Genomic DNA, 21662 nt, shown 5'->3' with positions numbered 1-21662 from the left:
CCTGGGTGCCCGGCCGCTGCGCCGCACGATCCAGCGCGACCTGGAGGACACCCTCTCCGAGCAGATCCTCTTCAACGAGCTGCGCCCCGGCCAGATCGTCGTCGTGGACTGCGAGGGCGACCCGGAGAACGTGGAGAAGTCCAAGCTGGTCTTCCGCGGTGCCGAGAAGGCGGGCGCGGTGCCGGAGACGGTGCCGGCCGACCTCGGCGCCACCACCGGCGAGGAGTGATCCACCGGCGGGTCTGACCCACCACCAGCACGGCAACACGGCCCGGCTTCCTCTGTGGAGGCCGGGCCGTTGCGCGTCATACCGGGGTATGACACGACGATGAGCACCACGGTGTGACGCGTCCGGCCCGGCCTGGTTCATAGCTTGCGATCCATGAATCCGAACCGGATCGGTCAACCTGTCCTCTACTGCGCCGGGCTCGCCCTGGTCAGCACGGCCGCGCTCGGGCTCGCCCTGGCCGGTCGCGCGCCGGCGTCGGCGCGGCTCGCCACCGCCTGGCAGAGCCGGCTCGGCCCGGTCCCGGAACTGCCCGGCCGGTTCCTGCCGGCGGCCACGAACGCGGGCATGGGTCTGCTGCTGGGCCTGCTGGCCCTGATCCCGCTCGGCTTCGAGGTGATCTTCCCGATTCGTGGCCTCGGCTACGGCTGGGTGGACTCGGGGCCCTACGACACCGCGTGGGGCGGCCCCAGCCGGGCCGGTGCGTGGACCGCCCACGCCCTGATCGGCGCCGCCCTCGCCGTGATCGGGCTGGCCATGATGACCGGGATCGCGGCCCTGCACCGGCGCTGGACGGGACGGCTGGCCGGTGCGCCCGGCGGCGTGTGGGTGTTGCCGGTGGCGATCGTCTCCGGTGCGGCCGGGGCGCTGTTCTTTATCGGGTGGCTTCAGCAGATCTGATCGCGGAGCATGTGGACATGCACGAGATCCGAGCGGTTTACGACGACGCCACGATCACGGTCTACCAGGCGTACTCGCCGGCCATCGCCGAGCCGGCGTTGCGGGCCGGGCGGTTCGTTCCGCCGTTCAAACGGGAGCGGATGACCTGGGTCAAGCCGTCGTTCCTGTGGATGATGTACCGCTGCGGCTGGGCCACCAAAGAGGGCCAGGAGCGGGTGCTGGCGGTCTCGATCACCCGGGCGGGCTTCGAGTGGGCGCTGGCCAACGCCATGCTCAGCCACTACCAGCCGGGAGCGTATGCGAACCGCGCCGACTGGCAGCGGGCCCTGAAACGGGCGCCGGTCCGGGTGCAGTGGGACCCGGAGCGGGATCTGCGGTTGCGGGAGTTGCCCTACCGGTCGCTGCAGATGGGAATCGGAGGCGTGGCAGTGGCCCGGTACGTCGACGAGTGGATCACCGGGATCACGGACGTGACCGAGCCGGCACGGGAGATCCGCGCGCGGCTCGACGACGGGGACGAGGACGGGGCGTCGGCGTTGCTGCCGGTCGAGCGGGTGTATCCACTGCCGGCGGCGATCGGGGCGGCGCTGGGCGCGTGACCCCTCCGGCGGCGGCGCGGCGCCCGGCCCGTGACCCCTCCCCGGTGGGGGGACTGGGCTGGGCTCGGGGGTTTCGTCGCCGCCGGGGCGGGGATCGGCGGGGGACTCTTCCGGGGGACGGCGGGACGGGCCGCCGTCGTACCGGCTAAAGGGGTTGAACTTCGCCTTTCGGGGCGTCACCGGCGAGCACGAATTCTTCCGAGCCGAAGGACTCCACCAGGCCGTCCTCGACGAGACCGCTCAGGGCGCGGGCGCGCTGCACCTCGTCGTTCCAGACCAGGTCCAGGCGTTGGCGGGGGACCGGGCCGGTGGCGTGCCGCAGCACCTCCAGGAGCAGGCCGCGGACCTGGCGGTCGGTGCCCGCGTAGCGCTGCGGCTTGCGGCTCGGCCCCTCCGGCAGCGGCTCGCCGGTGAGCCGCCACGCGCAGACCGCGTGGAACGGGCAGTCCACGCACTTCGGCGCGCGGGCCGTGCAGACGATCGCGCCGAGCTCCATGAACGCGATGCTGGCCCGGGCCGCGCGAGCCGGCTCCTCGGGCAGCAGTTCCTCCATCGCGACCAGGTCGGCCGCGGTGGTGGCCGGACCGGCGTCGGGCTTGCCCTCGACGACCCGGGAGACGACCCGGCGCACGTTGGTGTCGACGACCGGGTGCCGCTGACCGTAGGCGAAGGTCGCGACCGCCCGCCCGGTGTACGTGCCCACCCCGGGCAGCGCCAGCAGCTGATCCAGATCGTCCGGCACCCGGCCGCCGTGCCGCTCGACGATCGCCAGCGCGCAGGCGTGCAGTCGCATCGCCCGTCTGGGGTACCCGAGGCGGCCCCACATCCGGATCGCCTCCGACTGCGGATCGGCGGCGAGCGCGGCCGGCGTGGGCCAGCGGGTCATCCACGAACGCCAGGCCGGCTCGACCCGGACGACAGGTGTCTGCTGCAGCATCACCTCACTGACCAGGACACCCCACGGGGTGGTCTCCGGCTGCCGCCACGGCAGGTCCCGGGCGTTGACGTCGTACCAGCTGATTACTTCGTCGGCGAGAGTCATAGCAGGACTTACTGTAGGCGGGCCGGCGATTCCGCCATCAGCGTCCTCGGTCCGGCGGTGCCGGCATGAGATCGATCACTGCGTAAGAAAGTTCTTCCTCGATCAGGTGGCCGGTGCGCACGCGATTTTTCCAGCGCAAGGTCTATCTCTAACGAACTGTCCCTCAGTTGGTGTCGGATGTCCGGCGCGTCGCGCGCAATGGTGAAGGGTGTCCGGGTTTACCGTGGGCCACATCATGCGTGCGACGGTTGGTTCCCTCCCTTCCGCGGTCTACTGGCGGCGGCGTGCGGTCGTGCTCGGCGCTCTGCTGCTGGGCATCATCGCGCTGTTCGTGGCGTGCAGCCACGACGACGACAAGACCCCGAACACCAAGAACGCGTCGACGTCGCTGCCGACGCCGGCACCCGCCTCCGCGACGGCCGCCGCGCCGAGCGGGTCCGCGGCGCCGGACGACAACGACCTGCTCGAGACGGCTCCACCGGGGGGTCAGGCCAACCCTGACCCGGTGCAGTCGCAGGGGACCGGCGGTGACAACGGCCTGCTGCCGCCGAACAACCCGGCGGCCACCGGCGGGACCAACACCAACGTCAACGGCCAGCAGGGCAGCGCCTGCACCGACGCGGAGATCTCGGTGATCCCGGTGCCGGCCACCGCCACGGTCAAAAAAGGCGCGAGCCTGGCCATCACCCTGCAGATCAAGAACATCGGATCCCGGGCGTGTACGCGTGACGTCGGCGCCGACCCGCAAGAGCTCTACATCGAGCAGGGTGCGCAGAAGTACTGGTCTTCCGACAAGTGCAGCACCGCGACGGGCAGCGACGTGCAGACGTTCAAGCCCGGTGAGCAGCGGGCCTACAACATCACCTGGAACGGTCACCAGTCCACGACGTGCAACGGCTCGGCGGCGTCCGGTCCGGCCCCCAACGCCGGGCAGTACGAACTGCGCGGCCGCCTCGACACGATCAAGAGCGACCCGGTCGTCCTGACCATCTCCTGAGGTTGGTCGCGGCACTCGAGCTCTACCTGGACACCGACGCCACCCGGCGGGTCCGGACGCTGTGGCGTGCCCTCGAACAGGAAGGCATCCCCACCCTCGGCTCGCTGCACCAGAAGCACCGCCCGCACGTGTCCCTGGCGGCGGCCCGGACCATCGACCCGGACGCCGCCGCCGAAGCCCTCCACGGCATGAACGTCGGGCGTGGGCTGAGCCTGCGGATGGACTTCGCCGGCCAGTTCGTCGGCCGCGTCCTGTGGCTCGGGGTGACCATGACCCCCGAACTGATGGAACACCACCGGGCAGTACTGGACCGGCTGTCAGCGGGCGGGGTGGAGGTCTGGGAACACTACCGGCCGGGGCTGTGGGTGCCGCACTGCACGATCTCGATGCGGGTGCCGAACCCGGTGATGGCGCCGGCGATCCGGCGGTGCCTGGAGATTCTGCCGCTCACCGCCACGGTGACCGGCGCGTCGATCACCGACCACGCGAACGACATCGCCCACCCCCTCTGACCGCCCGGCAAACCGCTGGGCTTCGGCTGGTCGTGAGGCGCCTTCCGGGCGGGCCGTTGCACCTCCGAGCACCAGCCGCGCGGTCTCGGCTGGGCGTGCGGGGTGTTTCGGGTGCCTTCAGACGCCCCTCAACACCGGCCGCGCCGACTTGGCTCGGGCCGGCGAGGTGTTCGGGATCAGGCGCCGGAACCGGTCAGACGTAGCGCTCCAGGATCGAAGCCTCGGCCAGCCGGGACAGCCCCTCGCGCACACCACGCGCCCGGGCATCCCCCACCCCTTCGACGGCCTGCAGATCCTCCACCGTCGCGCCCAGCAGCCGCTGCAGGCTCCCGAAGTGATCCACCAGCCGGTCGACGATCTGGGCCGGCAGCCGCGGCACCTTGGCCAGCAGCCGGAAGCCGCGCGGCGACACCGCGGCGTCCAGAGCGTCGGAGGCGCCCGGGTAGCCGATCGCCTTGGCCACCGCGACCAGGTCGATCATCTCGGTGGCGGTGAGCAGATCCAGCTCGACCAGCGCCTCGTCGAGTGTGCGGGCCTTGCGCCCGGTGGGCAGATAGTCCCGGATGACGAGCGTGCGGTCCGCGTCGACGCCGGCCATCAGCTCGTCGAGCTGCAAGGCGAGCAGCCGGCCGTCGGTGCCGAGCTCCACCACATAACCCGAGATCTCGTCGGCGATCCGGCGGACCATCTCCAGCCGCTGCACCACGGAGACGGCGTCGCGGACGGTGACCAGATCCTCGATCTCCAGCGCGGAGAGCGTGCCGGACACCTCGTCCAGCCGGAGCTTGTAACGCTCCAGCGTGGCCAGTGCCTGATTGGCCCGGGACAGGATGGCGGCCGAGTCGTCCAGCACATGCCGCTGACCGTTCACATACAGCCCGATGATGTGCATCGACTGGCTCACCGAGATCACCGGGAAGCCGGACTGCTTGGCGACCCGCTCGGCGGTGCGGTGCCGGGTGCCCGACTCCTCCGACGGGATCGACGGGTCGGGCATCAGGTGCACGGCGGCGCGGACGATGCGTGTGCCGTCGCTGGAGAGCACCACGGCGCCGTCCATCTTGCACAGCTCACGCAGGCGGGTCGCGGAGAACTCCACGTCGAGCGGGAAACCGCCGGTGCAGATCGTCTCCACGACCGAGTCGTAGCCCAGGACGATCAGGGCGCCGGTGCGGCCCCGGAGGATGCGCTCCAGACCGTCACGCAGGGCGGTGCCGGGCGCCATCAGAGCAAGGTTGGCCCGGATCGGATCACTGGCGCCCCCGGTGAGGCCGACGCCGGTCAGCGGGGCCACCGCGCGGTGGCCCGCACCGTTGACGCCGGGGCGCGGCGTTGAACTGGCGGCGGACTTGGAACCATCGCGGTCGAGCGGCACCGGTACAGTCTACGAACTGCGAAACAGAGCAACGAGGCATGGTTCGATGAATGCTCCGTAGCGTGATGATTCGTCACTCTGGGTCACCCCTTGTTGTGCTCGGCCGAGGCCCGCGCGGCGCTCTGCAACGCCGACCGCAGGTCACCGACCTCGATCACCTGCATGCCCTTGGGCGCGACGCCCTCGCCGCTGTTCGTGCTGCCCGGCGGCACCAGCGCCACCTTGAAACCGAGCCGCGCCGCCTCGGCCAGCCGCCGGCCGATCGCGCTCACCCGGCGGATCTCCCCGGTCAGGCCGACCTCGCCGATCGCCACCAGGGTCGGCGCCATCGCCAGATCGAGCCCGCCGGAAGCGACCGCCAAGGCCATCGCCAGGTCGGCCGAGGGCTCGGTCAGCCGGATGCCGCCGACCGTGGCCGCGAACACCTCACGGTTGTAGAGCTTCAACTGCTTGGTGCGCCGCTCCAGCACCGCCAGCACCATCGCCAGCCGGGCGCTGTCGAGGCCGGACACCGTCCGCCGCGGGGAACCCTGCACCTCGGCGCCGATCAGCGCCTGCACCTCGGTGACCAGCGCCCGCCGGCCCTCCATCGCGACCGTCACGCAGGTGCCCGGCACCGGCTCCTGATAGCGGGTCAGGAACAGGCCGGACGGGTCGGGCAGGCTGGTGATGCCGCCCTCGTGCATCTCGAAACAGCCCACCTCGTCGGCCGCGCCGAACCGGTTCTTCACGCCGCGGACCAGACGCAACGACGAATGCTTGTCGCCCTCGAAGTGCAGCACCACGTCGACCAGGTGCTCCAGCACGCGCGGGCCCGCGACCTGACCGTCCTTGGTGACGTGACCGACCAGGACGGTGGCGATGCCACGCTCCTTGGCGATCGAGACCAGCGCCGCGGTCACCGCGCGGACCTGCGTGACCCCGCCGGGCACGCCCTCGGTGCCGGGCGCCGAGAAGGTCTGCACCGAGTCGAGCACGAGCAGGCCGGGCTTGACCGCGTCGAGGTGACCGATGACCGTGCCCAAATCGTTCTCAGCGGCCAGGAAGAGGCGCTCGTGCAGCGCGCCGAGCCGCTCGGCCCGCAGCCGGACCTGGCTCACCGACTCCTCACCGCTGACCACCAGCGACGGGGAGCCGGAGCCGGCCGCCCACTGCTGGGCCACGTCGAGCAGCAGTGTCGACTTGCCCACACCCGGCTCCCCGGCGAGCAGCACCACCGCGCCGGGGACCAGGCCACCGCCGAGCACCCGGTCGAGCTCGCTGACCCCGGACGGCACGGCTAACGCGGCCGCGGCACTGATCTGTGAGATCGGCTTGGCCGCCTCGGACGGCATGCGCGAGCTGACCACCCGGCCGGAGACCCCGACGGTGACCGTGGACTCGATGATCGAGCCCCACTCACCGCACTCCGGGCACCGGCCCAGCCATTTCGGCGGCTGATGGCCACACGCGTCGCACACGTAAGCCGGGCGGGCCGCCTTGGAACTCGTCCGAGAGGTCGTCACCCGGCAAAGTTAGCCGCCGGGTACGACAACGTCATTCTTCGGTGTGGTCGCCCGACAGGCCCGGCGCGCGGGAGGCGGGGCTCAGCGGGACCGCGACCGGCGCCTGGATGACCAGATCCGGCGAGCCGTTGCTGAAGTGAAAGACGAGGTTCACGCTCTGGCCCGGCTTGAGGTCGTCGCTCAGGCCGACAGCCTGCAGCTTCTTCACGTCGGACGGCTTGAACACCGCCGAGCCGAGGGCCTTGATGGTGATCTGCGCCGGGGCCACCGTGGGGGCAGCCGGAGCCGACGAGGCCGAGGACGGGGCGCCCGAGGCGCCCGGCAGCGCGCCGGAGGGCGTCACGGACGGAGCCGCCGCCGGGGCGGACGAGGCAGCCGCGGCGGGCGCTGAGGCGGACGCGCCAGCCGCCGTGGAGACGAAGCCGACCTGGGTCGCGGAGACGACCTGCGGCTGCTCCAGCGGCGTGCTCGCGATCGAGATCGTGACGTCTTTCGGGGACTGGTTGAAGAGGCTCAGCTGGAGCGGAGCGTTCTCGCCCTTCTCGTAGCCCTCGACGCCGTTGTACTCCACCTGGGCGTCGCGCACGGCCACGCTGCCATCGGCAGAGTTCGCGTTGATGCCGGCGATCGGCGTGTCGAGCATGGCGGTCTCGGCAACCTGACCGGCCGAGCAACCGGCCAGCGCGATGACACCGACGGTGGCGACACCCGCGACCAGGGCGGCGCGACGGGTTCCCAGCGAGCGCATCACGATCCTCCAAATAGCGACACCAAGGTGTGAGATCAGCCTAGTGGGCGGCAAACGGCCGCGTGCGCCGACCCATCCATCCGGCCGGAGTGGATCACACCACGGGCCCACTGAAGATCAACAGCAGGACGTCGATCAGCGCGACGACGATCACCGCACGGAACAGCGCGACCGGCCGGCCATGAGCGCGCCGGGCCGCGTACCAGCCGATCGGCAGCACCACGACGGCGGCCGCGCCGGCCGCCCAGCCGGACCACGACGGAGCTCCCGGAGGTCCCAGGACCAGGGTGGCCGTCGCGGCCAGCAGCAGCGCCGCGGCCGCCAGCCGGGAACCCGCCGCGCCGATCCGATGCGGCAGCCCACGCACCCCGGTCGCCGCGTCGTCGGCCAGGTCGGGCAGCACATTCGCGAAATGCGCGCCCGCCCCGAGCAGCGCCGCGGCCGCGACCAGCCAGAACGGCGGGGCCGGACGCCCCGGCAGGGCCACCACCACGAACGCCGGGAGCAGCCCGAACGCCACCAGGTAGGGCACCACGGAGAACGCCGTCGACTTCAGCGGCCAGTCGTAGAGCAGCCCGAAGACCGCGGCGACGGCGATGGTCACGCTCGCGGCCGCGCCCAGCGGAGCTGCCGCGAGAGGTGCGGCCAGAGCCGCGATCAAACCCGAGATTCCCACGGTACGTCGTGAGACCGCCCCCTTCGTGATGGGCTTGTCCCGCCGACCGGCCCGCAGGTCGCGCTCGGCGTCCAGCCAGTCGTTGACCCAGCCGACCGCGAGCTGGCTCGCCCCGACCGCGAGGAACACGCAGAGCAGGCGCCAGCCGCGATGACCGGCGCCGAACGCGAGCAGCGTCATCACCACGGTGACGGCGGCGCCCGGTTCCGGATGGGACGAGCGCAGCAACGCCACCGCACGGGACATGCCAAGCAGTCTGCGGTGCATGAGGCCACGCTGCCAGACGGGTACGACAGAGATCGGCGTCGTCCACAGGCGGAAGTGACGCGCGGCCGCGACGACGGGTTTCCCACAGGTGGATCGTCTCCGGTGGTGGGGCGGGCGCAACCGTGCCAGGCTCGATCACATGCTGTCGATCCGGCGTAACGATCCGTGCCAGTACGACACCCTCGCGGCCGAGTGGTGGCGGCCCGGCGGCGGGTTCGAGCTGCTGCACTGGCTGGCCGCGGCCCGTGCCGAGCTGATCCCGCGGCCTGCCGAGCCCGGCCGGGTGCTGCTGGACGCGGGGTGCGGGGGCGGGCTCCTCGCGCCGCACGTGAGCGCGCTGGGTTACCGGCACGTCGGCGTCGACCTGCGGATTCCCGGGCTGACCGTGGCCGCCGAGCGCGGCGTCACGCCGCTGACCGGCGACGTCACGGCCCTGCCGCTGGCCGACGGCTCGGTCGACGTCGTGGTCGCGGGCGAGATCCTGGAGCACGTCACCGACCTGAGCGGCACGGTCGCCGAGCTCTGCCGGGTGCTGCGCCCGGGCGGCCGGGTCGTGCTGGACACGGTGAACGACACCGCTCTCAGCCGGTTCGTCACCGTGACCCTGGGCGAGTGGTCCGGGCTGGCGCCGGTGGGCCTGCACGACCCGGCGCTGTTCGTCTCGCCGGCGCGGCTGCGGGCCGAGTTCGCCCGGCACGGTGTCCGCCTGGCCGTCCGCGGGGTGCGGCCGAGCCTGCCGGGGATGGTGCGGTGGCTGGCGCTGCGCCGGGTGCCGGACGGGCGGCCACTCGGGCGAGTGGTCCCGACGTTCTCCACCGCCGTCCTCTATCAGGGTGTCGGTCACAAGCCTGCGCTCGCTCACGCCGGGCCGAATTCCACGGCCTCCTCCGCTGCATCCGAGCCCACCGAACCGGGAGCCACCGTGCCGGAGCCGAGCGAGCGGGGAGCCACCGTGCCGGAGCCAAGCGCACCGGAGCCGAGCGCTGCGGCGGCTGCTCCCGCGGCGCCTGCTTCCGTGGCATCCGTGACGGCTGCGGAAGCGCGGCGGCAGGGGTGACCGCGACGGGAGCGGTGATCAGCGGGCTGGGCGTGGCGTTGCCGCCCTCCACCGAGCAGGGCGAGCTCTGGGACGGCTTCTTCGCCCAGCACTACGTGAACGGCCGACGTGGCCTGGCCAAGCGGATCTTCGCGAACTCGGGGGTGGTCACCCGGCAGGCCGCGGTGAGCCCGTTGAAGGAGGACGTCTCCGGCTGGTCGACCGAGCGCCGGATGCGCCGGTTCCAGGCGGAAGCGGTTCCGCTGGGCAGCGCCGCGGTCGGCCGGGCGCTGACCGACGCCGGTCTCGACGCCTCCGAGGTGGGGCTCTTCGCGGTCTGCTCCTGCACGGGGTACGGCACGCCCGGGCTCGACATCCTCCTCGCCCGGGATCTCGACATGTCACCGAACGTGCAGCGGCTCTTCGTCGGCCATATGGGCTGTTACGCAGCGTTGCCGGGTCTCGGTACGGTCAGCGACTTCGTGGTGGCCCGCGGGCGGCCTGCGCTGCTGCTCTGCGCCGAGCTGACCAGCCTGCACATGCAGCCGGCCGGCAGCGGCCCGCCGGACGTGCAGCAGATCGTGTCGCACGCGCTCTTCTCCGACGCGGCCGTCGCGGCGGTGCTCGTCCCGGCGTCGTCCGGCCGCCCGGGTTATGCGGTCCGCGAGGTCGCTGCGGTCACCGACAGCACCACGGCCGGCCACATGACCTGGGAGGTGACCGACCTCGGCTTCCGGATGGGGCTGTCGCCCGAGGTGCCGTCGGTGCTGTCCCTGCACGTCCGGGCGCTCGTGGAGGACCTGCTGAAACGGCACCGGCTGACGATCGGGGAGGTGGACGGGTGGGCCGTGCACCCGGGCGGGCCGAAGATCCTGGACGTCGTGCAGGAGCGGCTGGGACTCGACGACCGGGCGCTGGCGGCGTCGCGGGGCGTGCTCGCGGCGTACGGGAATTGTTCGTCACCGACCGTGCTCCTGGCCCTCGACGCCCTGCGTCGTGAGGCGCGGCCGCCCCAGCGGGTGGTCATGCTGGCGTTCGGTCCGGGGCTGACGCTCTACGGCGCGCTGCTCGAGTTCTCTACAGTCGCGGAGTGAGTGCGACGGCACGGAGGGTGCCGGGCCGGTGGGCGGGATGGGAGCGGCGTGAGCGAACGGGGGCGCGGGGCGATCCTGGTCGTGCTGGCCGCGCTGATCCTGGTGGCGGGCGGCGTGTGGTGGTGGCGGGCGGCTCCGCGGGACGACTCCGACCCGCGGCTGCTGGCCTGGCGGCTCACCGCCGAGCAGCTCCTGCCCGAGACCGGTGAGCAGGAGCTGACCGACACCCTCGTGGTGCCCGCCTCGGGCAGCTATGAGAAGAGCGCCGACCTGGACGGGGGCGCGTTCCAGGTCGCGGTGGTGTGCGCGGGGCCGGACGGCAGCCGGGTCCGGGTCAGCTTCGGCGACGACGAGTCGGGGCGGGGGCTGTCGTGTTCCGGGACACGCACGCCGGAGGTCTTCAGCGTCGGCGTCGGCAGCCAGTTGCGTCTTCGGATCGTGGCCGACGAGCACGGCCCGGTCGTCTTCCGTTACACCGTGCAGCGCGCCGCCACGAGCTGATCGTCGGGCCGGCGGGTTGTGCTTTCCGGGCCGGTCGGGCGACTTTCCAGGTCAGAGACGGTCCAGGTCGGGCTGGAGCGTGTCGACCGAGACGACGTGGGGGATCTTGCGCAGGATGTCGCCGGTGCTGGTGACGAGGATCGCCGCGGCCGTCCCGTCCTGCGTGGTGAGGCCGAGTTGCTCGCGCAGGCTGCCAGTCGGATCACGCAGGTAGCGCACATTCTTCCCATCCGACCGCGGGGGCCGGGCGGTGGTGACCTGGCTGTGCGAGGCGGGGACCGACGGCGTGGACCGGGACACGGCGAGCACCGCGATCTTCGATTTCACCGCGGCGACCGTTTCCGCGATCAGCGCTTCACAGTCGCAACCGTCGATCAGCAGGATCACCACGGGCAACTGTCCGTTGACCGGCACGACCTGGCCCTCGGCGTCGATCAGCTCTAGCGCCGGCAGCGTCTTGACCGGCGCCGGGGTCGAGCCGGAGGTGCGCTGGGTGGCCGGCTCGCGGGCCGGCCCGGGCCACGCCGAGGCGAACAGGCTGGCGACGGTGACCAGGACCGCCATCGAGATGATCAGGACCGGCGCACGCAGCATCAACGTGCCTGCCTTGCGCAGCCACCGCATCCCTGGCCTGCGCAGGAATCGCTGAAGACCGCTCGCCGGCGGGGACAGATGCAGCTCTGCCCGGATCGCTTCCACCTCGTCGGAGAGCTCGGACAGATCGTCCGGGATGACGATGACGCCCCACTCCTCAGGGAGGTCGGGCAGTTCACCTGGGGAACCGCCGTCGGGCGGCCAGCCGCCGTTGTCGCTCGCGCCTGCCATGACTCACCTCCCCCCTGGCCGACCAGATCTTGCTTCGGTCGGGGAACTTCCGTCCAGCGTCTCGCACGCTACGCCGCATCGCCAGTGGTGGGGCGGCGTGGACCTCAGCGATACGCTTGATCTCGCAAAGCCATCAGGTCCGGAATTTCCGACTCATCGGCGAGTCCAGTGACGTCTCGGTCACTTTGCGTTACTTAGGCAGCTTCCGGCGCTGCTGTCAAGCGGTAGAAAGCCCCGTCACAGGGCCCCTGAGCTGCACTAACAGTGACCGCCAGGGCAAGACACCGTCGCCTGAGCGTGTTACCCTAGACACAGCGAAAGGGGTTTCGAACCTATGGTTTTCAGTGTCGGCGAGACCGTTGTTTACCCCCACCACGGGGCCGCACTCATCGAGGCAATCGAGACTAGGGTCATCAAGGGCGTTGAAAGGCAGTATCTCGTTCTGCGTGTCGCCCAGGGCGATCTGACGGTTCGGGTGCCCGCTGAGAATGCCGAGGAAGTCGGCGTGCGCGAAGTGGTTGGCGAGGAAGGCCTGGGTAAGGTCTTCGACGTCCTCCGCGCTCCGCACACCGAGGAGCCGACCAACTGGTCGCGGCGTTACAAGGCCAACCTGGAGAAGCTCGCTTCCGGTAACCCGCTCAAGGTTGCCGAGGTTGTTCGTGACCTCTGGCGTCGCGAGCGGGAGCGCGGTCTCTCGGCAGGCGAGAAGCGCATGCTCGCGAAGGCCCGCGACATCCTGGTCGGCGAGGTGGCCCTCGCTGAGAAGAGCACCAAGGACGAGGCTGAGGTTCTGCTCGACAAGGTCCTCACCGAGGCCTGATCGCACCCTTCACAGCACCGTGAACGCCGACCGCGACGTGACCGCGCAGCTCAATGCTCGCGGTGACGTCGCGGTCGTCGTTCCGGCCGCTGGTGCCGGGTTGCGGCTCGGTCCGGGTGCGCCCAAAGCTCTGCGGCTGCTCGAGGGCGAGCCGCTGCTTGTCCATGCGGTGCGCCGGCTGGCCGCCGCTCCCTCGGTCCGGATGATCGTGGTGGCCGCGCCCCGTGCCGATGTCGCCGCGGTGCAGGCTCTGCTCGCGCCGGTCGCGTCGGTCACCGTCGTCGCCGGTGGCGCCGAGCGGCAGGAGTCGGTGGCGGCCGCGCTCGCCGTGGTTCCGGACGAGGTGCCGATCGTGCTGGTGCACGATGCGGCCCGTTGCCTGACCCCACCCTCGGTGACCGAGCGGGTGGCGGCGGCGGTCCGAGGCGGCGCCGACGCGGTGATCCCGGTTCTCCCGGTGGTGGACACGATCAAGGAAGTTTCCGCCGACGACGTCGTGCTCGGCACGGTCGATCGTTCGGTGCTGCGCGCGGTGCAGACTCCGCAGGGCTTCCGCGCCGCGGTGCTGCGGGCCGCGCACGAGGCGGCCGCGGATTCGCACACCGACGATGCAGGCGCCGTCGAGAAGCTCGGGATTCCGGTCCGGTGCGTTCCGGGGTCGGATCTCGCGTTGAAGATCACTCGGCCGTTGGATCTGGCGCTCGCGACACATCTTCTGGCCATGCCCGACCCTGAAACGCCGCCCGCCCGACCGGGGCCGCTCGTCTGACCCGCACCGGCCGTCTGCCCGCACCGGCCGTCTGACCCGGCCGGCTGTCTGACGGCCACCGGCTGCCTGGCCCGGCTGCCTGGCCCGGCTGCCTGGCCCGGCTGCCTGGCCCGTGTCGGCTGTCTGACCTGCGATGGCCGTCGGACCGACGCGGTTGGTCGCGCCGGCGGGCGGTTAGGGTGAGCGGGTGATCATTCCGCGGGTGGGCATCGGCACGGACGTGCACGCATTCGACGCTGATCGGGCCTGCTGGGTGGCCGGGCTGGAGTGGCCCGGCGAGCCGGGACTGGCCGGGCACTCGGACGCCGATGTCGTCGCACACGCCGTCTGTGACGCTCTTCTCTCCGCGGCCGGGCTGGGCGATCTGGGCAGCAACTTCGGCACGAGCCGCCCGGAGTGGGCCGGGGCCGCCGGGGTCACCCTGCTCGCGGAGGCGGCACGGTTGGTGCGGGCGGCCGGGTTCGCGATCGGGAACGTGTCGGTGCAGGCGGTCGGCAACCGGCCGAAGATCGGCAAGCGCCGCGCGGAGGCCGAGAAGGTCCTTTCCGCGGCGATCGGTGCGCCGGTGACGGTGTCCGGGACCACGACGGACGGGTTGGGGCTCACCGGGCGGGGCGAGGGGCTGGCCGGCTTCGCGGTGGCAATGGTCTACGCGGAGATGCCCGCCACCTCGTGAGGCGGGGATGCCCGCCACCTCGTGAGGCGGGGATGCCCGCCACTCCGTGAGGCGGAAATGCTCGCCGCGCGTGAAGCGGGATGCCCGTCACGCGGTGATGTGGAGATGCCCGACACGTAGGGGCGCCCGCTACGAACCGGGGTGACACGGTTACTGCTGCGCAGGCCCGTTTTCACGCGGGGTGACGCGGTCGCGCCTGTCCGGAGTGTCAACTGTCACGGAAGGGCAGTGCTGATTCTCGGGCATGATGACGATCATGACTGTCGTCCTGCCCGATGCCGCTCGTAGGTTGATCGACAATCCCACCTACGCGGTGCTCAGCACGATCAACACGGACGGCTCGCCGCAGTCGACGGTCATCTGGGTCAAGCGCGAAGGCGACGACATTCTCTTCTCCACGGTCCGTGGGCGGCAGAAGGCCCGGAACATGGAGCGCGACCCGCGGGCCTCGATCTGCGCTTTCGACCCCGCACAGCCGTCGTCCTACTGCACGGTCGAGGGGACGGTCACGCTCAGCGACGATCAGGACGATCTGATCAGCATGCTGAGCTACAAGTATGCGAACGAGCCGTGGTCCGGGGACGGCCCGGAGACCGTGCGCGTGGTGTGCCGGCTCACCCCGACCCATGTGATCTACAGGTAGACCGCCTACGCTCCGACTGTGCCCGCCCCCTTGGAGCCTGACACCACGCCGGAGGAGCATCGCCAGCGTGCGCTGCTTCTCGCCGACCTCGGCCGCTACGACGAGGCCGCCGAGGAGGTCGCCGCTGGGCTGCGGGGTGCTCCGGACGAGTCGGCCCTGCTGGCCACGCTGGCCCGGATCCACCTGGCCGCCGAGCAGCCGGTCGAGGCGCTGGCTGCCGCCGAGCGGGCCGCCAGGGCTCAGCCGGGCACGCTGTCGCCGCTGGTGGTGCGGGCGATGGCGTTGACCGACAGCCGGCGTTACGGCGAGGCCGCCCAGGTCGCGGGCGAGATCCTGCGGGCGTGGCCCGAGGATGCGTACGCGCAGCGCACCGGTGCCGCGCTGCTGAGTGAGTCGCGCAATGGGCAGGAGGCGCTGAACGCCGCGTGGAACGGCGTGCGGGTCGCGCCGGCCGAGGCCGAGGCGCATCTCGTGCTGGCCGTGGTGGCGGCGCGGCTGCGGCTCTTCGATCTGGCCCAACGGGCGTACGCGGAAGCTCTGGATCTTGATTCGGCGATCGGTGACGCCGGGCAGGATGTCGGCATTGTCCGCCTGGAGCGGCGCCGCTGGGCTCGGGCGCTGGAGGAGTTGGCCGAGGAGGCGTCGCTCGGCGCGCCGCTGACCGATCCGGACGGGTTCCCGGTCGAGCCGCCGAACCCGGCGCCGACGTCGTCGAACTGGTCGGAGCCGCCGAACCCGGCGCCGGCGCCGTCGAACTGGTCGGAGCCGCCGGCGGTCAGCCGCCCGCGCAAGCCGGTGCTGGACGTCTCCGCGGACTCGGCCGACGCGGTGCGCGAGACAATCCGCTACGGCGCCAACGGCACCCTGGTGGCGGCCGTGGTCACCGCCGCGATGACGCTGGTCAGCTCCGGCATCTCGCGGGTGTGGGCCGGTCTCGTCGGGGTGCTGGTGTTCGCCGCGGTCATCCTCTGGTTCCGCAGTCGTCTCACCGAGCCGGCCGGTCTCGTGCTGGCCCGGCTGCGTGCCGGGGAGCGTGGGCTGGCCGTGGCGCTGTATGCGACTTTCGCCGCACCGCTGTTCCTCGTGGCCTACGCCGTGGTCGGTGGCCTGCCGACGCTCATCGCGGGAATGGTCCTCGCGGTCGTCGCCGATCTGCTGGTCGTGCTCGGCCGCCGTTGAGCGGCAGAGCCACCCGGCCATGACGGGCTCGAGGTCCGCTCGACGGTGCGGTTGCCGATGGCCGGGCTTCACGACGCGATTGAGGTACGGCGGACCCTGCGCGACCGCGACCCGAGCAGCGGCATAGACGACGTCCCCGTATTTTGACCGCATGGCCGATCTTCTGATTGCCGTGCTGGCGCTGGTGGCGCTGGCCGTCGTCCTGGTCGTGCTGTTCCGGGCGGAGACGCTCGGCCGCACCTATTTCGCGGCCGGCCTGGTGATCATGACGCTCGCCGCGGCGACGACCGGGGTGCTGCTCTACCGGTCGCACAAACCGGCCGCGGAGCCGGCCGCGGAGGTGAGGTCGCCGCAGGCCGCGCTCGGTGCCGCCGTCCAGCGGCTGGAGTTGACGCTGCCGGCGGGCGACAAGTACCCGCAGACCGCGGTGCTGCTGCTGGACCCGGTACGCCCCGGCCCGGACGCGTGGACCGGGGACGTGTCGCTGATCTGCTCGACCCCGGGCAAGGGCGACACCGTGCAGCACTGCTCGGGCGACGACCAGCGGGTCTGGAGCGCCGACCCGCTGGAGAAGCGCTCGGTGGTGGCCCGCGCGGCCGGTGATCCGTTCGCCGGGCCGGAGGCGTGCGCTGAGGTCAACGGCGTCACGTATCAACCGCAATATATGGAATTGGCGGCCGGGAAGGCGTACTGCATGCGCCTGGCGGCTGACCCGAAGCATGTCGTGGCCTTCCGGATCCCCGTCTTTCCGACGGAGAAACCGCTGCCCACGGGCTTGACGATCGAGACGGCGGTCTGGGCGGTGTGACTCGCCCTGTTGTCCGGCTCACGCGTGGTCCGTTAGGTTCGGATCGTGTCGACGATGGTGCCTCCGCTGTATGCCGGGCTCGTCGATGACGCGTCCCTGTTGCCGCCCAGCCCGACCGGCCTGGCCGAGGCCGAGGCGAAGTTCCACGAGCACGCCTCGGCGTGGTACGCGGATTTGATCGGCGCCCTGCTGGTCCCGGCGTCGGTGGTGGGCTCCGAGCCGGTGCCCCGGCTCGTGGGGGCGCTGATCGGCGACATCCCGGCCGGCACGCTGCCCGCGACCGTGGAGAAACTGCGCTCCGCGGGCATGGTGATCGAGCACGTCGAGGCGGCGGTCGCCCGGCGCGGCGAGGACCCGCAGCCCGGCCTGGCGCTGCTGCGCACGTTCGCGGCGCGGGAGAGCTTCCACGTGTGGGCCGAGATCCCGCTGAGCTGGGGGCTGATCGGCGCTCTGGACACGCTGGCCGAGGCCCGGCGCGAGGGCCAGTCGATCGCCCCGAAGTTCCGCGTCGGCGGGCTGGCCGCTGAGCTCTTCCCGACCCCGGTCGAGCTGGCCGCGGTGATCTGCGCCTGCCGCGACCGGGAGCTGCCGTTCAAACTTGCGGCCGGTCTGCGGCACGCCACCCGGCACACCGACCCGGAGACCGGTTTCACCCACCACGGCTTCCTGAATGTGCTGGTCGCGACACTGCTCGCGGTCGATGGCGCCGAGGTCGCCGAGGTTGCCGAAGCGCTGGCGGCGACGCATCCGGTGCCGCTCGTCGAGCCGGCCCGGTCGAGGCGAGAGACCCCACGGCCGCTGTTCGCGGGCTTCGGCGCGGCGAATGTCGTCGAGCCACTGACCGAATTGGTCCGTCTCGGATTGATCAACGGTGGGTACGAGTGATCGGCCTCGACCGGGCCTGACATACTCCCCGCTGTGACACGAGTGCTGCTGCGAGCGTCAGCGGCGGTGCTTCTGCTGCTGGCCACGGTTCTGGTCGGCTGGCGGATCCTGAAGCCCGCTGAAGTGCTGGCGACCGCGAAAACTGCCTATCCGCCGCTGGTCATCGCCCAGCGCGGCGCGTTCGCCAAGATCACCGTGGCTCCGCTGATCTTCCAGGATCGGCTGCGGATCTACGCCGCGAAGCACCAGGTCCGCGCCGACGACCCCATCTACGCCCATGGCGTCAACACCACGCGGTGGTCGCTGCGACGCTGGCCGGCCCAGCTCAGCGGCGTCGTCACGGACGACACGACGGTGATCACGCAGTGGTCCGACGGTGAGCTGGTGGCGCTCGACGGGCGTACCGGCCAGATCACCTGGCGGGCCAAGGGCCCGGACGCGCCGGACTACGACGGTTACCGCACCGGTGCCGCGACGGTGTGGGATCCACCGGCTCTGCGGGTCTCCTCCGGCACCGTGCTGCTCACCGCCGGTCAACAGATCATTGCGTACGCCGTGAGCACCGGCGCCGAGCGCTGGCGCGCCACCGCTCCGGCCGGGTGCACGGACGGCTTCACCACGGCCGGCGGGGTGTATGTGTGCGCCACCGGCTCCTACGACCTCAACAGCGGGCAACCGGTCGCCGACTGGCCGACCGGGCCGTACACCGCGGTCGGCTGCCCGGTGGCCACCTCCAACTGCCTCGGCTTCCGGGACGGGACCGGCAAGGGCTGGCGGACCCCGCTGCCCAAACCGCGCCGCACCGTGGCGCTCGACGACCCCGCGACAACCGTCGCGGCCGGCATCGTCGTCGGCGTCCAGGGCCGGGTGGTGACCGGCTACCAGGACGACGGCACCAAGCTGTGGTCGTGGAACGGGCAGGCCCGGGTGCTCGGTGGCCCGCCCGGACGTCTGCTGCTGCTGACGCCGAAGAACGACCTGGTCGCGCTGAACCCGGCCACCGGGATCCGGCAGTACCGGTTCCGGCTCGGGACGTCCAAGCTGGAAAAGATCAACTGGAACGTGGGCGCGGTGCAGGTGTCCGAGCACTACATGGCGATCGAGCGGTTGCGTAAGGGCGGGTCGAAGGATCAGGACTCGCCGACGCACTACTTCACGAGCAGCCCGGTTCTGCTCGTCTCGATCTAAGGTTCGTGTCGCGTTCGGCCCGGCAGCGTGTGCTGCCGGGCCGAACGCGTCTTAGCAGAGTTTGCTGATCGACTGCGGTTGTCCACACTGCGGGGCTGTCCACAGGCCGGAGCGGGATCTTGGGCGGTCGCGCGACAATGGTCGTGGGTTCGCCCCCCGGTGGTGGGTGGGGGCTGTTTGGTGGGCGCTGGCTGTTTGGTGGGCGCGGGGCGCTTGCTACGCCAGACGCGGCAAGAGGGCGGCCCACGCCTCCTCGGCCGCGCCGGAGATCGGCCCGTTGTCGCCCAGCGCGGCCGGGACGATCGGTGGCGGCGACTCCCGGTGGATCGACATCAGCCCGTCGCGGTAGGCGGCGTGGATCTCCTCCGGGACGGTGGCGAGCAGGTCGGCGCCGAGGCCGCCGAGCGTGACCAGGTCCGCGTCGAGGCCGTTGACCAGGCCGGCTGTGCCGCGGCCGAGGTTCGCCGCCACGGCTCGGACGGCGGCGACCGGGGGCGGCACCGGGCCGGCCGGAGCGCCGGCGAGGAGTTCGGCCGCTGAGGTGATCACGCGGCGGGCGTAGGAGAGCGTGTCGACGGGTGTGGGGTCGCCGAGGAGGCGGGCCAGTTCGTTGCCGTCGACCGCGATGCCCCAGCAGCCATGGGCGCCGCACGGGCAACGGACTGCCGGGTCGCCGAACGGCATGTGACCGAACTCACCCGCAGCTCCTCGGGCGCCGATGACCGGGCGGCCGTCTTCGACGACGGCGCCGCCCAGGCCGGCTTCGATGCGCAGGTGCAGGGCGACCGCGGCGTCGACGGCGGCGCCGCGGTGGGCTTCGGCGGTGGCGGCCAGGGTGGCGTCGTTGCCGGCGACGAAGACGTCGGCGTCCGGCCAGAGAGCGGTCAGCTCCACGTTGTGCCAGCCGGGGCCGACCGCGTCCAGGCGCAGGTCGCGGGAGACCGTGCCGGGGGCGGAGACACCGGCGGCGCGCAGGCGGTGGCCGTACTGCAGGCGAAGTTCTTCGATGGCGGCCCGCACCGCCGAGCGGACCTCGGGCCAGGCGGCGCCCGCGTGCCGGCCGCGTGGACCGGGGTGGGTGGCGCCGCCGAGTTCGACCACCTCGACCCGCCAGATCTCGTGGGTGATGGCGACGGCCAGCACGAGCGGGCCTTCCGGGTGCGGAAGCAGCACGGTGGTCGGCCGGCCGCGGGCGCCGCTCGGTGCGGCCGGGCCCTGGATCAGGAGCGCCGCGCGGCTCAGCTTGGTGACCAGTTCGGTGGCGGCGCCGGTGCCGATGCCGAGGAGCCGGGCGGCGTCGGCTCGGGTGACGCCGGGGCTGCGGTGCACCACCCGGAGAAGTTCGGTGGAGCGCGTCGTCACATCCGTTCCCCTTTTTATGCTCTTGCTCGGAGCTTATTCTGCGGAGGTGAGTTTCCACCGCCCCGCGCTGGTCGTTCTCGGAGCATCCACCTTCTTCTACGTCACTGCCGAAACCCTGCCGGTCGGGCTGCTGCCGCAGATCTCGACCGGCCTGCACGTCACCGAAGCCCAGGTGGGCCTGCTGCTGACCAGCTATGCCGTGGTCGCCGCGCTGAGCACAATCCCGCTCACCGCACTGACCATGCGCGTGCCCCGGCACACCCTGCTCGCCGCAACCGTAGCGATTTTCGCCGTCTCCCAGGCGGCCGCCACGTTCGCCCCGACCTTCCTCGTGCTGGCCCTGGCCCGGCTCGTCTGCGCGCTCGCCCACGGCGTGTTCTGGTCGGTGATCGGGCCGATCATCGCGCGGCTCGCGCCACCCGACCAGATCGGCAAGGCCACCGCGATGACGTTCATCGGGAACTCGCTCGCGATCGTGCTGGGCGTGCCACTGGGTACGGCGCTCGGGCAATGGCTGGGCTGGCGGGTGGCGATCGGGCTGATGGCGGTCGGCGGGGCGGTGTGCGTGGCGCTGCTGCTCGCGGTGCTGCCGAAACTGCCACCGCTGCCCCGGGACATGGCTACGCCGGCCGGGGAGCGGCTGCGCAACGCGGTGCGGATCCTGCGGGACGGGCGGGTGACGCGGCTGTGCGCGGTGACCGCGGTGCTGGTGATCGGGCATTTCGCGGCGTACACGTACATCGCGCCGCTGGTGCGCCGGGACGCCGGGCTGGACGGGGCCGGGCTGAGCGTGCTGCTGCTCGGGTACGGCGCGGTCGGACTGCTCGCCAACTTCGTGGTCGGGCGGTACGTCGACCGTCGCCCCGGCCCGGTCCTGCTGATCCTGATCAGCGTGCAGACGGTGTCGGTGGTGCTGCTCGCCCCGGTGCTCGGGACCGTGCCGACGATCCTGGCGACGCTGCTGTGGGGTGGGGCGTTCACGGCGATCCCGGTCTTCCTCGGCGCGACCCCGATGCGGGTGGCGCCGACCGCGCGGGACGCGGCCTCGGCGGTGTACGTGGTGGCGTTCCAGATCGGTATCGGCGGCGGCGCGTTCGTCGGGGAGCGGTTCGTGACGGCCGGCCGGCTGGGCGTGCTGCCGCTGCTGGCCGGGCTGTTCGCGATGGTCGCCGGGATTCTGGTGCTGACCTCGCGGGAGGTGTTCCCGAGCCGGATGAGCGCCGACGACCACCACCGGGTCTCGGCCGA

The 21662-nt window shown here is 71.8% G+C and carries 22 protein-coding genes and 2 pseudogenes; 17 read left to right on the top strand and 7 right to left on the bottom strand.

The window, feature by feature from the left end; translation table 11 throughout:
* The 3 genes and pseudogenes from ACH442_RS45215 to ACH442_RS45205 form a co-directional block, all read left to right on the top strand.
* A pseudogene (locus ACH442_RS45215) lies at positions 1-229 on the top strand (ATP-dependent Clp protease ATP-binding subunit ClpC); the annotation flags it as partial.
* A gap of 153 nt (positions 230-382) precedes the next feature.
* Positions 383-907: a hypothetical protein gene (locus tag ACH442_RS45210; RefSeq protein WP_396344371.1), complete on the top strand. Its 525-nt coding sequence runs from the start codon at positions 383-385 to the stop codon at positions 905-907.
* A 17-nt stretch (positions 908-924) separates the two neighbouring features.
* Positions 925-1506, top strand: a complete 582-nt coding sequence (locus tag ACH442_RS45205) for a DUF4291 domain-containing protein (protein ID WP_396344370.1) — start codon at positions 925-927, stop codon at positions 1504-1506.
* A 145-nt stretch (positions 1507-1651) separates the two neighbouring features.
* On the opposite strand, the gene ACH442_RS45200 is transcribed toward ACH442_RS45205, so the two are convergent.
* Positions 1652-2548, bottom strand: a complete 897-nt coding sequence (locus ACH442_RS45200) for an A/G-specific adenine glycosylase (RefSeq protein ID WP_396344369.1) — start codon at positions 2546-2548, stop codon at positions 1652-1654.
* A gap of 235 nt (positions 2549-2783) precedes the next feature.
* Between ACH442_RS45200 and ACH442_RS45195 the strand changes: the two genes are divergently transcribed.
* Entirely contained in the window at positions 2784-3545 is a 762-nt protein-coding gene (locus tag ACH442_RS45195) for an adhesin (protein WP_396344368.1), read from the top strand.
* 2 nt (positions 3546-3547) lie between these two features.
* Positions 3548-4057 carry a 2'-5' RNA ligase family protein gene (locus ACH442_RS45190; RefSeq protein WP_396344367.1) on the top strand — a complete coding sequence of 170 codons (510 nt, stop codon included), beginning with the start codon at positions 3548-3550 and terminating at the stop codon, positions 4055-4057.
* Between the two features lie 193 nt (positions 4058-4250).
* Here the strand turns inward: ACH442_RS45190 and disA are convergent, their stop codons facing one another.
* The 4 genes from disA to ACH442_RS45170 form a co-directional block, all read right to left on the bottom strand.
* A complete protein-coding gene (gene disA / locus ACH442_RS45185; RefSeq protein WP_396344374.1) occupies positions 4251-5351 on the bottom strand; it encodes a DNA integrity scanning diadenylate cyclase DisA in 1101 nt (366 codons plus the stop codon).
* 164 nt (positions 5352-5515) lie between these two features.
* Positions 5516-6937 carry a DNA repair protein RadA gene (radA, locus tag ACH442_RS45180; protein ID WP_396344366.1) on the bottom strand — a complete coding sequence of 474 codons (1422 nt, stop codon included), beginning with the start codon at positions 6935-6937 and terminating at the stop codon, positions 5516-5518.
* 31 nt (positions 6938-6968) lie between these two features.
* Positions 6969-7685 carry a hypothetical protein gene (locus ACH442_RS45175; protein ID WP_396344365.1) on the bottom strand — a complete coding sequence of 239 codons (717 nt, stop codon included), beginning with the start codon at positions 7683-7685 and terminating at the stop codon, positions 6969-6971.
* Between the two features lie 94 nt (positions 7686-7779).
* Positions 7780-8628, bottom strand: a complete 849-nt coding sequence (locus tag ACH442_RS45170) for a UbiA family prenyltransferase (RefSeq protein WP_396344364.1) — start codon at positions 8626-8628, stop codon at positions 7780-7782.
* A 139-nt stretch (positions 8629-8767) separates the two neighbouring features.
* Between ACH442_RS45170 and ACH442_RS45165 the strand changes: the two are divergent.
* The 3 genes and pseudogenes from ACH442_RS45165 to ACH442_RS45155 all read left to right on the top strand — a co-directional run.
* Positions 8768-9475 (top strand): annotated as a pseudogene (locus ACH442_RS45165) (methyltransferase domain-containing protein); the annotation flags it as partial.
* Positions 9476-9681: 206 nt separating this feature from the next.
* Positions 9682-10758, top strand: a complete 1077-nt coding sequence (locus tag ACH442_RS45160) for a type III polyketide synthase (protein WP_396344363.1) — start codon at positions 9682-9684, stop codon at positions 10756-10758.
* A gap of 48 nt (positions 10759-10806) precedes the next feature.
* Positions 10807-11259 carry a DUF6023 family protein gene (locus ACH442_RS45155; protein ID WP_396344362.1) on the top strand — a complete coding sequence of 151 codons (453 nt, stop codon included), beginning with the start codon at positions 10807-10809 and terminating at the stop codon, positions 11257-11259.
* Positions 11260-11310: 51 nt separating this feature from the next.
* Here ACH442_RS45155 and ACH442_RS45150 read toward each other — a convergent pair whose 3' ends face one another.
* Positions 11311-12084 (bottom strand): hypothetical protein, encoded by a 774-nt coding sequence (locus ACH442_RS45150; RefSeq protein ID WP_396344361.1) that lies wholly within the window; start codon positions 12082-12084, stop codon positions 11311-11313.
* A gap of 334 nt (positions 12085-12418) precedes the next feature.
* Between ACH442_RS45150 and ACH442_RS45145 the strand changes: the two genes are divergently transcribed.
* The 8 genes from ACH442_RS45145 (at position 12419) to ACH442_RS45110 (ending at position 19052) form a co-directional block, all read left to right on the top strand.
* The gene (locus ACH442_RS45145; protein ID WP_014447856.1) at positions 12419-12904 is read left to right on the top strand and encodes a CarD family transcriptional regulator; all 486 of its coding nucleotides are present in this window, start codon (positions 12419-12421) and stop codon (positions 12902-12904) included.
* Between the two features lie 37 nt (positions 12905-12941).
* Complete coding sequence (gene ispD, locus ACH442_RS45140) at positions 12942-13673, top strand: 2-C-methyl-D-erythritol 4-phosphate cytidylyltransferase (protein ID WP_396344373.1); 732 nt, start codon at positions 12942-12944, stop codon at positions 13671-13673.
* Between the two features lie 187 nt (positions 13674-13860).
* Positions 13861-14349 carry a 2-C-methyl-D-erythritol 2,4-cyclodiphosphate synthase gene (gene ispF, locus ACH442_RS45135; RefSeq protein ID WP_396344360.1) on the top strand — a complete coding sequence of 163 codons (489 nt, stop codon included), beginning with the start codon at positions 13861-13863 and terminating at the stop codon, positions 14347-14349.
* Positions 14350-14605: 256 nt separating this feature from the next.
* Positions 14606-14992: a PPOX class F420-dependent oxidoreductase gene (locus tag ACH442_RS45130; RefSeq protein WP_396344359.1), complete on the top strand. Its 387-nt coding sequence runs from the start codon at positions 14606-14608 to the stop codon at positions 14990-14992.
* Between the two features lie 18 nt (positions 14993-15010).
* Positions 15011-16171 carry a hypothetical protein gene (locus ACH442_RS45125; protein ID WP_396344358.1) on the top strand — a complete coding sequence of 387 codons (1161 nt, stop codon included), beginning with the start codon at positions 15011-15013 and terminating at the stop codon, positions 16169-16171.
* Positions 16172-16322: 151 nt separating this feature from the next.
* Complete coding sequence (locus ACH442_RS45120; RefSeq protein WP_396344357.1) at positions 16323-16979, top strand: hypothetical protein; 657 nt, start codon at positions 16323-16325, stop codon at positions 16977-16979.
* A 45-nt stretch (positions 16980-17024) separates the two neighbouring features.
* The gene (locus ACH442_RS45115) at positions 17025-17864 is read left to right on the top strand and encodes a hypothetical protein (RefSeq protein WP_396344355.1); all 840 of its coding nucleotides are present in this window, start codon (positions 17025-17027) and stop codon (positions 17862-17864) included.
* A gap of 33 nt (positions 17865-17897) precedes the next feature.
* Positions 17898-19052, top strand: a complete 1155-nt coding sequence (locus ACH442_RS45110; protein ID WP_396344354.1) for a PQQ-binding-like beta-propeller repeat protein — start codon at positions 17898-17900, stop codon at positions 19050-19052.
* Between the two features lie 216 nt (positions 19053-19268).
* Here the strand turns inward: ACH442_RS45110 and ACH442_RS45105 are convergent, their stop codons facing one another.
* Positions 19269-20414, bottom strand: a complete 1146-nt coding sequence (locus ACH442_RS45105; RefSeq protein ID WP_396344353.1) for an ROK family protein — start codon at positions 20412-20414, stop codon at positions 19269-19271.
* 46 nt (positions 20415-20460) lie between these two features.
* Between ACH442_RS45105 and ACH442_RS45100 the strand changes: the two genes are divergently transcribed.
* Positions 20461-21662: MFS transporter (locus ACH442_RS45100; protein WP_396344352.1), on the top strand; the 1202-nt coding region annotated here is incomplete at its 3' end.

The organism is Actinoplanes sp. NPDC020271 (assembly GCF_044388125.1).
Lineage (GTDB): Bacteria > Actinomycetota > Actinomycetes > Mycobacteriales > Micromonosporaceae > Actinoplanes.
Note: the sequence above shows the minus strand (reverse complement) of the source record. Positions and strands in the feature narration are given on the sequence as shown.

What these genes read in the sequence shown, in the direction of transcription:
- ACH442_RS45210 (WP_396344371.1), top strand. Translation starts at nt 383, where the DNA reads ATGAATCCGAACCGGATCGGTCAACCTGTCCTCTACTGCGCCGGGCTC.
- ACH442_RS45205 (WP_396344370.1), top strand. Translation starts at nt 925, where the DNA reads ATGCACGAGATCCGAGCGGTTTACGACGACGCCACGATCACGGTCTAC.
- ACH442_RS45200 (WP_396344369.1), bottom strand. Translation starts at nt 2,548, where the DNA reads ATGACTCTCGCCGACGAAGTAATCAGCTGGTACGACGTCAACGCCCGG.
- ACH442_RS45195 (WP_396344368.1), top strand. Translation starts at nt 2,784, where the DNA reads ATGCGTGCGACGGTTGGTTCCCTCCCTTCCGCGGTCTACTGGCGGCGG.
- ACH442_RS45175 (WP_396344365.1), bottom strand. Translation starts at nt 7,685, where the DNA reads ATGCGCTCGCTGGGAACCCGTCGCGCCGCCCTGGTCGCGGGTGTCGCC.
- ACH442_RS45170 (WP_396344364.1), bottom strand. Translation starts at nt 8,628, where the DNA reads ATGCACCGCAGACTGCTTGGCATGTCCCGTGCGGTGGCGTTGCTGCGC.
- ACH442_RS45150 (WP_396344361.1), bottom strand. Translation starts at nt 12,084, where the DNA reads ATGGCAGGCGCGAGCGACAACGGCGGCTGGCCGCCCGACGGCGGTTCC.
- ACH442_RS45145 (WP_014447856.1), top strand. Translation starts at nt 12,419, where the DNA reads ATGGTTTTCAGTGTCGGCGAGACCGTTGTTTACCCCCACCACGGGGCC.
- ACH442_RS45130 (WP_396344359.1), top strand. Translation starts at nt 14,606, where the DNA reads ATGACTGTCGTCCTGCCCGATGCCGCTCGTAGGTTGATCGACAATCCC.
- ACH442_RS45120 (WP_396344357.1), top strand. Translation starts at nt 16,323, where the DNA reads ATGGCCGATCTTCTGATTGCCGTGCTGGCGCTGGTGGCGCTGGCCGTC.